Source organism: Paraferrimonas sp. SM1919 (assembly GCF_010993985.1).
Lineage (GTDB): Bacteria > Pseudomonadota > Gammaproteobacteria > Enterobacterales > Shewanellaceae > SM1919.
The window spans coordinates 57,449-71,147 of sequence record NZ_WINH01000019.1 but is presented as its reverse complement, the minus strand read 5'-3'; the positions used below and the strand labels follow the sequence as shown (position 1 = coordinate 71,147).

The window sequence follows — 13,699 nt, the reverse complement described above, 5'->3', positions numbered from 1 at the left end:
TAATGAGTAGCCACTTAATCCTTGCTTAACAACTTCAGTAAGGACATTTAGCTAGCAAAGTTTCAATTTGACCAATTAATGCTCTGACCAACGTAAATTATCCCATGTTATTGGAATCAAAATGCTATAATCAGGGCAATTTTACCTTCATTGACGTCTTCCATGTCTTGCAAATCATTTGAACAATTAGGGCTTGCTGAAAATCTATTAGCAATGCTTGATAAACTGAACTACACCGCCGCAACGGAAATTCAACAACAGGCCATCCCACAGGCATTAGCTGGTAAAGATTTAATCGCAATGGCCGCCACCGGAAGCGGTAAAACAGCAGCCTTCACCTTGCCTTTAATACAACAGCTAGACAATGGTCATAAATGTCGTGGTAAACGTATTCGTGCCCTCATTTTATGCCCAACCAGAGAATTAGCTCAGCAATTAACCAAAAACATTGCCAACTATATTGATGTTTCTCCTTTGACCACTTTCGCCGCCTACGGTGGTGTTCCCTATGAAGCACAGAAGCAGGCATTAATAAAAGGGGTGGATATTTTTATTGCCACCCCAGGTAGGTTAAGGGACTTACTTACTCAGAGGGCGCTTTATCTAGATGAAGTTAACTATTTAGTCTTAGATGAAGCGGATAAAATGCTGGATATGGGCTTTTATGATGACATTGAACGGATCATTGAGCAGTTACCTAAACATCGCCAAAATTTATTGTTTTCAGCCACCATGGCGCCCACATTACAGAGGCTCGCTAAAAACACCTTTAATGATCCGGTTATCATTAAAGCGTTACCTAAAAACCGCACCGCCGAAACGGTAAAACAATGGCTGACCCCTGTAGATAAAGAGAAAAAATCAACTCTAATCAGCCAATTATTACTGTCTGGCGAATATCCAAGAGCGTTAATATTCATTCAAACCAAGGCCGGTGCTGCTAAATTAGTGAGTCAACTTGAAAAACGCGGGATCATTGCTGAATCATTCCATTCTGGCCGTTCCCAAGCTATTCGCACTCAAGTGCTACAACAGTTTGCAAAAGGCCAAGTGAACTACTTAGTTGCTACCGGAGTCGCCGCTCGTGGTATCGACATTGAAGGCCTAGATTGTGTCATCAATTATGATCTGCCTTTCGAGCCCGATGATTATATTCATAGGGTTGGCCGAACTGGCCGCGCAGGCAAACTCGGGGAAGCCATTACTTTTGTATCAAAAGATGACTTTAAAAATCTCTGTGCAATCGAAAAGCGATTAAATATGATTATCGAACGTAATCAAGTCGAAGGATTTGAGCCTAGGAAGCCATTGCCAAAGTCTGACTTAAATTTTGTCGCCAAACAAAGACCTGCTGCAGCAGATAAACAAAACTTGAAAAAGCCCGTCAAAATCAAGCCAACATCTGCTCAAAGAGCACAACAAACGGCCAAGCTGGGCAACCGAGGGGATAACGACCCTTGGGCTAAACACAGGAAATAAGCCTAGCAAATTGGCGCCCTAATTAACGGACTCAAGCCAAGGGCGCCAATGTTGTTGCAGCTACCGTTAATTGCTGACGTTACTGTCCAACTTAAACTGTGTCACGCTACCATGCAGACGCTCGGCTAAAGCAGCTAACTCGTTGCTGGAGCGTTCCAATTGCACCGCTCCTGAAGCTGATTGCTCTGAAAATGCGGCAATTTCTTCAAGGCTTTCAGATAATGAGGCACTAACCTGATTCTGCTGTTCTGTGGCCGAAGCTATTTCCATGCCTGAATTTAATGCTAGGTTAACTTCTTGATAGATTTTCTCAGCTTCATCACTGGAGCCCTCAGCATGCTTGATACAAGCTTCAGCCTGAAGTCCTCCTTGTTTGATCACTGCCACTGCATTATTAGCTTGTTGCTGTAGCTTAGAAACCGTTTGTTGGATGTCACCAATTGAGTTTTGAGTACGCTGGGCAAGACTGCGAACCTCATCCGCCACGACCGAAAATCCACGGCCTTGCTCTCCTGCTCGGGCCGCTTCAATAGCCGCATTTAACGCTAATAAATTGGTTTGCTCGGCAATCGCATTAATCACTTCTACAACCATTTCAATGTCTTTGGTTTTTTGACTTAAATCGGTGATCACGGCTGATGCTTGGGTCATTTCCTGTGCCAAAGAATTAATGGTGTTTTTAGTCAAGCTTGATAACAAATTAATTTGTTCGGCACGTTGCTGAGCTTTTTCAATTTGCTGTTGAGCCAGTTGCGCATGTTTCGCCACTTCTGCACTGCTGCTATGGAGTTCAAAAGTAGAACTTGACACTGATTCAATTTGCTGTCGCTGTGATGTTAAACCTGCCGAGTTCTGTGTTGAAACGGCCGAGGTTTGCTCAGAGGCGGATGCCAACTGTTGTGAACTCGAAATAATATTGCTAATCAGCTGACTTAAGGAGCTTCTTAAAATGTTGATATTATCCGATACCGTTTCTAATTCATCGCGGCTGCCTAATTTTAACGACTGGCTCATGTCTCCCGAAGCAATCAACGCTAAGGAATGATTAATTTTTTTAATACCAGAAACAATAGGAGCAATGATCACATAGGCACTGACACCAGCAATAAGCAATGCCACCAGCATAAACACCACACTTTGCATTTGGCGATTGTCTAGTTCTTTGGTTAATTGTCCATTGGCTTGCTCAGAATAGTCTTGAACGGAATCAAGTAATGCATTTAATCCTAACAGCACACTCTGATAATCTTGTTGGAACTTTGAGCTAAGTGCGGTGGCGTTATCGAGGGCTTCCTGGGCATTCATTTTGGCATCGATTAAATCGGCAATCGCATCTTCTAAATTTTCAGTTAAAGACAAGAGCAATTGGCGTTGGCTATCGTTAAGGCTTAACTCGGCATTTTCAAGTTTTGCAATATTTTCTATCAGTTGCCATGCTTGTTGTTCTAACACCGTCGCCATTAATCCCTGAGCATTTTCATTTTCGGCACCTTGCAAACGAAACATCAACAATAATATCGTGTCAGATTGAACCGTAAGCTCAGATAAAATCGGTGTCCATGTGCTTCGTTGTTGCTCAGAATCCAATTGCGACTGGATCGATTTATAAGTGGCTTTACTGCTTGAGAGGTTTTGTTGCCACTCTCCCATCAAACGATTGTAATCGAGCAGTTGCTTGATCACATTGGAACGAATTTGTAACAACTGCTGTAAGCTAGCATCAATTTTTAATTTATCACTTCTAGCGCTATCAAGTTCTAACTTGAGCTGCTCATTATTTGCTACTCGCTGCGCTAATGTCTCGACCTGTTGTTGATAGCCTGCCACATTCGATTGACTTTGCTGGGATAAATCATTGAGCACCTGCTCACTATCAGCATGAAAAGCAGATACAAAAATCCTTTGCTGTTCTGCTAGTTGAGTCTTGAGCTTAACGCTCCCATCCAAAATAGGAATAACCTGTTGTTGGATCACCACGGAATGGTCTTTTACCGAGGATATGGCTTGATAGAACATGATCCCTAGGGTCAATAGTAACAGCAGGATCACCCCAAAACCTGCTGAAATTTTTTGTGCTACAGTGAACTTCACAAAATCATCCTTCTTTTGTGATCACGCGACAACTCAAACTGCGAGATCGGTTTTAAAAAATATTATTATTGTTTTAGGGGCTAAAAAAATATCCAGCCCCATTGAGCAGCCATTAACGATAAACTTTAATTAATCCATTAAATTAAAAAAATCATCATTAATACTCATCGCATTGGTGCTTCCTTTTAGACTAAATTTATAGCCACAAATACTCGCCTGATTCCTTTTTGCTAGCTGATTTATAATTGCCTTAGTATCAAGGGGACTGAACTGAGCGCGAGTTTTACCGGTGTCGAGCACGTCTACTTGAATTGGCCTGAATTTATCATTTTTATTAAAACTTAATTCACTACAACTTAGATCACCTGTTGCAGTGGCGAGATCCCATAGGCGGCCACTGCTGTTCGCTTCACCAAACCAGCTTACATAAAATTGGTTATTGGCAACGACTAAGTGCAAATCTAAGCCATCATCTAGGGAAACATCTGAGCTATTTAACTGTTCTGATTGCACTTGCGCTGGCGACTCATCTTGGTATTCACCCTCGTCATTAATCAAGTGTGTCACCATAATGGTGATCACCAATAGGCTTACCAACAGGCTCGCAGCTATGGTGATCGGCTTTAATGGCAAGGCTTGTAACTGCTGCAGTAACTGCTGCCAGCTTTGTTGCAATAAATCTTGATGTGGGGGCTCAGAATCATACTGATGTTGGGCAATTTGATCTTTAGGCTCAGCTAACTTTGGAGGCTGCTCCCCTAACGTTGGTTCGATACGCATTCTGGCTGGACGTATTCTTGGAGTAACCTGTTTGGGACCACAATACCCCTGGACAAACTGACCACGAGTTTGGCTTTTATCTTTGGCTACAAAAAAAGTCGTTAAGGCCACCAGCAATAGACTCATACTCAAACCAAGCCAGCCTGATGGCACAACCAAATTTGCAAATAAAATACTATTAGCAAGTGCACAAAGGATAACCCCAAGTAAGCCTTTTTTTGAATCCAGCACCCGCCGATAAGCAGACAACGTAATGACCCCAATGATCAGTAAACCGAGTAACCATAATAATGGTGTATGGGCAAAAACCAACCAGCTCAATGCGAAACCGATGACTGCAAAGATCTCTATAGTAATAAAACGAATCGGGTTATCTTTACCCTTGGTACAAAAAAATGACGACAATTCCAAAAGAACCTCCAACTACAACGAAAGGTCGTAAAAAACCTTTATAGAGTAACGATTTAAATTAATAATGTCAGCTTGTTAATTCACATTAACTGTCGCCTTCAATTTGTATACCCTGTCTGTGCCATTTTTGCCACTTTAATTGATTATTATTTCTTAATCGTTTCAAACTTCGATACAGTGCCTGCCACTCAATCGCATCCACTATATAAAAGATTAACCAACTTAGAGGCGCTAACAAAACCAACTTTTTATGTTGTTTCTGATTTGAAATAAAAAATATTTTTACCATGGTAATCACTGCTAGAAATGAAATCAGTAACAGCATTGGCCAAAAATCTTGATAAATGCTGCAATGACCTATAGCTAGACTGATTATTAAAAATTCAAATAGCAGCACCAACTCAGCATAAATAGCCACCGGCAAAATCAACCAAGTTAAATATTTATTATGATGACCTTGGCGGCTAAAAAATAGCGATTTAAATTTTTGAAAGGTTTGCAGTCGACCATACTTCCATCGTAATCGCTGTTCACAGAAACTGCGCCAAGTAGAGGGGGCTTCTGTATAAGTAATAGCATCAGCAGCAAAACGTGTTTTATAGCCAGCCGCTAGTATTCGAGTTGACATCTCAATGTCTTCAGTAACAATATCTTGATTAAAAGCACCGACTTCTTCTAATACTTGCTTACGATAACTCGCTGCAGCCCCACCGATCACCATTAGAGCATTAAAAGTCGAATCACTGCGTCTTAGGGTAAAACCAAATAAGTATTCCAGCTGCTGAATAAACTCAATAGCTTTGTATTGATTAGCAATAACGATATTACCAGCGACTGCGCCCACTTTAGCGCTAGTGAAGCGTTTTAAAGTGTTGCTAATAGTGGTGGCTGTCATCAAACAGTCAGCATCAATAGTCATAATAATATCGCCCTTGGCTAACTTAAGGCCTTGATTTAAAGCATTAGCCTTACCGCCATTGTCAATACTTAGGTATTTAATGTTATCGTTCATGCCAAACATTTGTCTGGAGCCAATAAAATTAATTAATTTAGAGTGAGTTGAATCCGTCGAACCATCATTGATCACTATCACTTCAAAATGTTGATAATCTGACGCTAAAATCGACTCTAATGTGGCAATAATGCCAACTTCCTCGTTATAGGCTGGCAGCAGCACAGAAACTAATGTATCAGTAGCTAAGTTGCCATACTTCAATCGACGCCTTTCAATCCAGGCGTAACAAGGCAGTGCTAACAACTGAATCAAATACTTAATCAAGATTGGCAGCAATAGCAGCGTAATTAACGTTCGAGAAAGAACCAATTGTCCGCTATCCACAGGAACGGTAAACAGTGCTAAATAAATAATCCATGCAGTTAAGCCATATCCTAAGGTGAGCAACCCTAGTTTAGATGACAATGTGCTAAACATTTTTTACCTTAATATTGCTTAAAATGAACCATCAAAAAAAGCGACCAAAATATCACCACCCTTTAATGACTTAAATTAAACCATTGATTAACTTATATGTTTTTAACGTTGATTATTGTCATTGTTTGTGACAAATTATTAACAACAATCTAAATTTTACCTCGAGGACTGCTATGAAACTCTATCAAACGCAACAGGCGCCTAACCCAAGAAGAGTTCGTATGTTTGCCCATGAAGTTGGCGTTGAGTTAGCTTTAATCGAACTTGATTTAGCCAGAGGCGACAACCTCAAACCTGAACTTTTGGTTAAAAATCCAAGCAGTAAAATCCCTTTTCTTGAGCTTGATGATGGTACCTGTATTGGGGAAACCGTCGCCATTTGTCGCTACCTTGCTGCGGTTGCTGGTGATCATTCTTTATTTGGTAAAAGCCCGCTAGAGCAGGCATTAATCGAAATGCACCATCGGCAAATTGAGCTGTACTTTATGAATGTGGTGGGCATGGGCTTTCAACATTCTACTGGTTACTTTAAAGATCGCATGACTCCAAATCCAAGTTGGGGAGAGCAATGCATTAATAGTGCCCATAGCTATCTAAAAAGGTTAGAAAAACATTTTACTGATAATGATTATGCCGCTGGCGATACATTTAGTATCGCCGATATCACGCTATTATGCAGCATAGATTTTGCCCGTGTGATTAAGGTTCGTTTAACAGAAGAACATCCTAATCTACAAAACTGGTACAAACAAATCAGCCAGCGTCCTAGTGCCTCGGTATAGCAGGAATCCCAATGAAAATAAAAATCCTTGTTGCGACAGTAGCGCTGATTGGCGCCAGTTTATGGGCCTTACAAGATACCATCACCGATAAACTCATAGAAACCATGGCTGTAAAAACCATGACCAGTAATCCGCTTAAGGACTATCAAGGTACCTTAACGGTATTTATGTGTGGTGCTGGCTCCCCCATTCCTGATCCTAAGCGTGACAGTTCCTGCGCCGTGGTATTAGCAGGTGACCACGCTATCTTGATTGATAGTGGTAATGGCGTCAATAACATCGCCCATATGGGCTTAAGCATGGGCCTAATCAATAAGGTGCTGCTCACCCACTTCCACTCCGACCATATTAATGGCTTAGGCTTTGTAATGACTCAAACATGGGCCAATTCCGGTCGGCAAGCACCCCTTGATGTATATGGCCCTACTGGAGTAGAGCAAGTCGTAGCAGGCTTTAATCAAGCTTATCAACTTGATCGGGGTTATCGGATTGCCCATCACGGCCTAAAAACCATGCCTGAACAAGGCGGTTTGGCTAAGGCCACGACTTTAGTTGTACAAAATACCCAAACTATTGAAGTTCTCCGCGATGGCGATTTAGTCATTTCAGCGTTTAACGTTGATCACCATCCTATTGATGCGGCCATAGGCTATAAAATTGAATATAAAGGTCGTTCAGTCCTCTTTAGCGGTGATACCGTTTATCAAGCACATCTGGTGGATATCGCCAAAGACAGCGATATCATTTTCCACGAAGCGCTATCGATGAACTTCGTGCAAAGGCTTAACGGCTTTGCGAAAAAAGCTAAGCGCCCTAGGCTTGAAAAAATTACCCATGATATTTTGGATTATCACACCAGTCCTAGCCAAAGTGCACAATTGGCCGAGCAAGCAGGCGCTAAAGCATTGGTGCTTCACCATATTGTGCCGCGTCTACCTACCAGCAATATGGAGAAACGCTTTATGCAAGGCGTTGCCGAGCATTACTCTGGTGACGCCTACCTAAGTGAAGATGGTGATATTTATAGTATTGATTTACAAAGCGGCGAATTAACCGTAAGCAATGTATTATAGGAACGGCGATGAGGATTGATGGTACCAACAAGTTGGCTGTGATCACCGGTGGCTCAAGTGGTATAGGGCTCGCTATTGCCGACACCTTAGCTCAACACAATTGGCACTTATTATTAGTGGCACGTAACCCAGATAAACTTGCTGAAGCTTACCGACGGCTCAGCAATAAAACCCAAGTGACGACATTAAGTGTCGATCTGACGAGTCCTGACTCCCCCAAACGGCTTAAGGATGCCATTAATCAGCACAAGCCTTGTGCTGACTTAATCATTAACAACGCTGGTATCGTCAGTGCCGGCTTATTTGATGAAATACCTTTGGATGAATGGCAGCGCTTGTATCATTTAAACATAACCGCACTGGTAGCAAATCTGCAACCTCAACTCAGCGCCATGAAACAACAGTATAAGATTGATAATCAACCAAGGCACATCGTTAATATTGCCAGCGCTGCCGGTTTGCTGCCCTTTATGGGGATGTCTGCATACAGTTCCACCAAGGCCGCTTTAATTGCCATAAGCGAATGTCTGCGTACTGAGCTGGATTATTTTAACATTGGTGTTTCGGTGATTTGTCCAGATTTTGTAAAAACCCCTATTGCAGCTAAAGTAAAACTTTTTGGCTCTATGGATAACCCCAAAGTAACAAACAGCATCCAAAAAATGTTTATTAAACAAGGCTTACCAGCAACATTAGTTGCCAGCAAGACGCTGACAGCCATCCAACAAAACAAAAGTGTCGTGGTGGTTGGGCAACAAGTAAATTTTGCCTATTGGCTCAAAAGAATTAACCCATATTGGCTTTATAAATTAATCTCTCGAAAATTTTCGAAATAATTATTTTACTTTCGGATAGCATTTAGTTAACACTATTCAGCTTCAGGACAGTTGGTCGTTTTATTATTGACGGATTCTATATAACGATTATTTAAGGAAGAATTTATGGCTAAGCCATATACACTTTATGCTTGGAAACTATCATATTTTTCCGCTAAAGCAAGAGCATTATTGAAATTCAAAGAAATTCCATACAAAGAAAAAGACATTAATGCATGGGATTTCTTTTATTCATTACCCAAAAAGACCGGCATAAAAGTAATGCCTATCATTAAAAATGATGTTGGAGTTTGGTTACAAGACACCACCGAGCTAGGCATCTATCTTGAGCGTCGTTATCCTAAAAATCCCATATACCCATCTTCACCGAAACAAAAATTCGTTGCCGAACTTTTAGAAGCTTGGGCAGATGAATGGTGGATACCCATTGCGATGCATTATCGCTGGTCATTTTCACAAAATCATGATGCTTTCTACCGGGAAGCTGGCGATTCTTTGCTCCCTTGGTTTCCTAGAAACATAAAAAATATTCTAGTAAATAAAATTGCCAATACCTTAAAAAATTACTTACCAGTAGTTGGCGTGGTTCCAGAGCAGATCCCTATTCTTGAATCATGGAGCAAACAAGCCCTCGACGAGTTGGATAACCATTTCAAAGAACATAAATATTTGCTTGGTTCTCGTCCTTGCATTGCCGATTTTGCGTTACTTGGTCCCTTAGGGCCGCACTTAGCTCGGGATCCTTACCCAAAACAAGAACTGATACCTTCCCGACCATATTTGAAAGCTTGGATAAACCGAGTGACTGAAGGTGCTAATCCGCAAGGCCAGTACTTAGATAATGATCAGATCCCAACGACTTTACTGCCGATTATCGCTCGTTTGATGAATGAATTTATGCCGATGGTTCAAGCCATTGCCGATCAGACCAATCATTATGTCAAAAGCAAAGGCGTCAAAATTGGCAAAGTGTTACCCAGAACGGTAGGAACTGTCCGTTTCCCAATGGCAGAGATGCCCTACCAAAGACGCGCCCTGCCTTACAGCCTATGGATGGTGCAACAATGTTTTGCCAGAGTATTCCAACAACCATTGGAAGAAAGACAAAAAATCCATTCTTGGTTAATCGAACTTGGCTACCCAAGCTTATTGCACAGCCACCTTGGTCCGCCATTAAAAAGGCATAAGTTACAAACCAAACTTGCGGGCCCGCACCCAGAACGAAGAAAAAGTAAACAATAATTACTAAAAGTCTGCAGTTTAGGCTATTAAAGAGGTCAACTATGGCGCTAAAACCACTGATTAGCCAACTATTATTAAGCCCTAAACTGCAGAAAATAAGAGAAGATCTGCAAGAAAAACGCCGTAAAAAGGCAAAGCAGCCCCATACTCTGCAAGTATTTATCGCTGTTAATTGTCCTCACAGTTACTTGCTGCTAAAACAACTTCCTTATTTTGTCGAACACTACGGGGTCACTCTGGATATAAGAACGGTCTTGGATAAACAACAAGATATGTATCCAGCCCCAAAGTTATGGGACAGTAATGCTTTTAAAGATGCTCAGGCCTTGGCTAAGCATTATCAAATCGATTTTCCACAACACCCGCCGACACACAGCAAGCTGCAAATCCAACAGGCCACTGCTCAGTTGCTTCACTATGAGTTAAAAAGTGACAGTTTTGCACAAATATCGGCGTTATTTGACAGCTTTTGGTTGGCTGACGCGGCAGCATTAAACCGCCACATCAGTCCAGCAGTAAAACGAAATTATGAGTGCTACTCACATCATCTACTCCATAATCAACACCACCAAAAGCAGCTTGGGCATTATTTAACGGGTAATATCTTTTATCAAGGTGACTGGTTTTGGAGCATAAATCGATTATGTCATTTAGAGCATCGACTTAATCGGATTATTTTAAAAAAACAAAGTCCAGTTCGATACAACCATAAACAGCTGCAATTTGCCGAGGCTAATATAGCCGCTGGTGAATCCATAACCTTATTTTGGTCGTTACGCAGCCCCTACTCTTACCTAATGCTTTTACAAGCCAATAAACTGGCCCAACATTATGGTATTGAACTCATTGTTAAGCCTGTATTACCTATGGTAATGCGCAGAATGCAGGTCCCCAAAAATAAGAAATTTTATATTGCCTTAGATACTCAAAGAGAAGCCCTGCGGCAGGGCATTGAGTTTGGTAAAGTCGCTGATCCACTTGGTGTCGGTATTGAACGAGTATACGCACTGTACCAGTGGGCTCAAAGCCATGATCTTGGCATCGAATTATTACTGAGTGCTGCCACTGGCGCTTGGTCCCAGGGCCTAGATTGCGCTAAAGACAATCATTTAAAAATAATCGTTAAAAGAGCGGGTCTAGATTGGCATCAAGCAACCCGTATCCTAAATAATCAAGACTGGCGTAACTGGGCTCAGGACAATTTAGAGCAACTATACCAGCACGACCAATGGGGGGTGCCCTGCATCAACTACCAAGGTCAAACCTTATTCGGCCAAGACCAACTGTACCGAATAGAACAACAAATTATCGATTCTTCAATAAGCAAAAAGGAAGCCCAATGAAATATTTTTGGAAATTGATCAAGTTCAGTGTCGGCCTGTTCTGGTTGGCATTTTTCATTAATTTATTTACGCCTTTACAACAACACTTACTGCCCATTGGGATCACCCTAGCCATTATTCATGCCCTTGAGTTTGTGCTTTTTTATCGAAAGCTTCAGCAAAATGGCCATCATTCTATCACCGACTTTATGCAAGTTTTATTATTTGGTTTTTTACACATCAAGCCTAAACTTAGGGCTCCCCAATAAATTTCAATATAAAAAAACCAGTGACGTTACCGTCACTGGTTTTTGGACTGCTGACTCATGCCTATTTACGCGGGCTCAACTTCCCTTAAATCCTTGCGCAGGATTTTACCAACGTTAGTTTTAGGCAACTCATCCAAAATCGCAATATCTTTGGGGACTTTATAATTGGTCAGATTTTCACGGCAGTGCTCAATAAGATCTTCCACTGAAGCACTTTGGCCAGGTTTAAAGGCCACAAAGGCTTTTACTGCTTCGCCGGTTTTATCATCCTTAATGCCAACAGCAGCAGCTTCAAGCACGCTCGGGTGAGTAGCAATCACCTCTTCAATTTCAAACGGGTATACATTAAAGCCCGAAACCAAAATCATGTCTTTTTTACGATCCACAATAGTGAAATAGCCTTTTTCATCCATAATGGCGACATCCCCCGTGGCTAACCAACCATCCTTAATGGTTTCTGCAGTGGCATCTTCACGGTTGTAATAACCTTGCATAACCTGTGGCCCTTTTACCCACAATTCACCGCGTTCACCGATTGCTAGCTCATTGCCCTCGTCATCACGAATTTGAACATCTGTAGATGGCATAGGGATACCAATAGTGCCACTAAACTCAGCTTGGTTAAATGGCGTCATCGATACCACAGGTGAACACTCGGTCAGGCCATAACCTTCTAACATGGTACAACCAGTCACTTGCTTCCAATGTTCTGCTACAGGCTTTTGCACGGCAGTACCACCACCTAAAGTGAGCTTAAGCTTAGATAAATCTAAGTCACTAAACCCTGGGGTGTTTAGTAAGCCTTGAAATAAAGTATTTACCCCCGTTAATGCGGTAAACGGATACTGACCAAGTTCTTTCACAAAATTTGGCATATCCCGCGGGTTGGTGATCAACAGGTTAGAAGCGCCTAGGGTGTAATAGGTTAAGCAATTCGCTGTTAAGGCAAAAATATGGTACAGCGGCAACGCTGTTACAATTAACTCTGGGCTGCCATCTAGAGTCGGCTTAATAAAGGCTTTCGCTTGCTCGAGGTTGGCCACCATATTGCGATGGCTTAGCATTGCCCCCTTAGATGGGCCGGTCGTGCCTCCGGTGTACTGTAAAAACGCTAAGTCTTCCCCCGCCACAGCCACTGGTTCAAAGGTGTTAGCCGCGCCAATTTTTAATGCTTTATTAAAAACTATCGCGTTAGGCAATTTAAAGGCTGGCACCATTTTTTTCACATGCTTAACCACAGCATTGACTAACATCCCCTTTAAGCCACCAAGGCGGTCTCCAAGTTGAGTAACAACCACATGCTCAACCGGTGTATTGGCTATGACTTGTTCTAAGGTATGGGCAAAGTTAGCCACAATCACTATGGCTTTAGCGCCAGAGTCTTTGAGCTGATGCTCTAACTCTCTGGCCGTATAGAGTGGATTGACGTTTACCACGGTCATGCCTGCACGAAGGGCACCAAACAACGCAATCGGGTATTGCAGCAGGTTTGGCATCATTATCGCCACTTTATCGCCCTTTTTTAAGCCTAAGTGTTGTTGAAGGTAGGCAGCAAAGTCGTTGGCCTGCTGGTGAACTTCGGCAAAGCTGATGCGTTTCCCCATATTAATGTAGGCGGTTCTATCAGCATACTCTTTGGAGTATTTATTAAATAGTTCGTTAATTGAGGCGTATTTATCAGCATCAATTTCATGGGGAATGCCCGCAGGGTAACTTTGTTGAAGCCAAACTTTACTCATGGGTTGCTCCTTAACCTTTTTATTTTTATTGTTTATTTTATTGTCATTAGAATGGCTGGCCACTCTATTAATAAATTAACTTAATTCACTTTAATCTGAAAAACTAGTAATTTATCTCACTTTTGATTGTTACTGAAAATAACTGAATTTAGAGCATTATAAAGTGCTTTTTAAGTGTAATTAGCAGCCATCATACAAATTTAACAACGAGACTTCGTTGACACCGGACAAATTAAAGCTGAA

Annotated in this window: 11 protein-coding genes; 7 read left to right on the top strand and 4 right to left on the bottom strand. The window is 41.7% G+C overall.

The window, feature by feature from the left end:
* The first annotated feature begins 162 nt into the window (after window positions 1-162).
* On the top strand, window positions 163-1,479 hold the full coding sequence (locus GFB48_RS12560) for a DEAD/DEAH box helicase (RefSeq protein ID WP_163936197.1): 1,317 nt from the start codon (window positions 163-165) through the stop codon (window positions 1,477-1,479).
* A 66-nt stretch (window positions 1,480-1,545) separates the two neighbouring features.
* Here the strand turns inward: GFB48_RS12560 and GFB48_RS12555 are convergent, their stop codons facing one another.
* The 3 genes from GFB48_RS12555 to GFB48_RS12545 all read right to left on the bottom strand — a co-directional run bounded on the left by GFB48_RS12555 (window position 1,546) and on the right by GFB48_RS12545 (window position 6,193).
* Window positions 1,546-3,570: a methyl-accepting chemotaxis protein gene (locus GFB48_RS12555; RefSeq protein WP_163936194.1), complete on the bottom strand. Its 2,025-nt coding sequence runs from the start codon at window positions 3,568-3,570 to the stop codon at window positions 1,546-1,548.
* 129 nt (window positions 3,571-3,699) lie between these two features.
* On the bottom strand, window positions 3,700-4,761 hold the full coding sequence (locus GFB48_RS12550) for a hypothetical protein (protein WP_163936191.1): 1,062 nt from the start codon (window positions 4,759-4,761) through the stop codon (window positions 3,700-3,702).
* 85 nt (window positions 4,762-4,846) lie between these two features.
* Complete coding sequence (locus tag GFB48_RS12545; protein WP_163936188.1) at window positions 4,847-6,193, bottom strand: glycosyltransferase family 2 protein; 1,347 nt, start codon at window positions 6,191-6,193, stop codon at window positions 4,847-4,849.
* A 173-nt stretch (window positions 6,194-6,366) separates the two neighbouring features.
* Here GFB48_RS12545 and GFB48_RS12540 point away from each other — a divergent pair, with 173 nt between their 5' ends.
* The 6 genes from GFB48_RS12540 to GFB48_RS12515 all read left to right on the top strand — a co-directional run bounded on the left by GFB48_RS12540 (window position 6,367) and on the right by GFB48_RS12515 (window position 11,717).
* Window positions 6,367-6,975, top strand: coding sequence for a glutathione S-transferase family protein (locus tag GFB48_RS12540; RefSeq protein WP_163936186.1), 609 nt, complete (start codon window positions 6,367-6,369; stop codon window positions 6,973-6,975).
* Between the two features lie 11 nt (window positions 6,976-6,986).
* Window positions 6,987-8,048: an MBL fold metallo-hydrolase gene (locus GFB48_RS12535; protein ID WP_163936183.1), complete on the top strand. Its 1,062-nt coding sequence runs from the start codon at window positions 6,987-6,989 to the stop codon at window positions 8,046-8,048.
* A gap of 8 nt (window positions 8,049-8,056) precedes the next feature.
* A complete protein-coding gene (locus GFB48_RS12530) occupies window positions 8,057-8,884 on the top strand; it encodes an SDR family oxidoreductase (RefSeq protein ID WP_163936180.1) in 828 nt (275 codons plus the stop codon).
* Between the two features lie 105 nt (window positions 8,885-8,989).
* Window positions 8,990-10,126 carry a glutathione S-transferase family protein gene (locus GFB48_RS12525; protein WP_163936177.1) on the top strand — a complete coding sequence of 379 codons (1,137 nt, stop codon included), beginning with the start codon at window positions 8,990-8,992 and terminating at the stop codon, window positions 10,124-10,126.
* 41 nt (window positions 10,127-10,167) lie between these two features.
* Complete coding sequence (locus tag GFB48_RS12520) at window positions 10,168-11,469, top strand: DsbA family protein (RefSeq protein ID WP_163936174.1); 1,302 nt, start codon at window positions 10,168-10,170, stop codon at window positions 11,467-11,469.
* Window positions 11,466-11,717 (top strand): DUF1145 domain-containing protein, encoded by a 252-nt coding sequence (locus GFB48_RS12515; RefSeq protein WP_163936171.1) that lies wholly within the window; start codon window positions 11,466-11,468, stop codon window positions 11,715-11,717. The genes GFB48_RS12520 and GFB48_RS12515 overlap by 4 nt, the downstream gene beginning before the upstream one ends.
* A gap of 65 nt (window positions 11,718-11,782) precedes the next feature.
* On the opposite strand, the gene GFB48_RS12510 is transcribed toward GFB48_RS12515, so the two are convergent.
* Window positions 11,783-13,456, bottom strand: coding sequence for an AMP-binding protein (locus tag GFB48_RS12510; RefSeq protein ID WP_163936169.1), 1,674 nt, complete (start codon window positions 13,454-13,456; stop codon window positions 11,783-11,785).
* Window positions 13,457-13,699 lie beyond the last annotated feature (243 nt).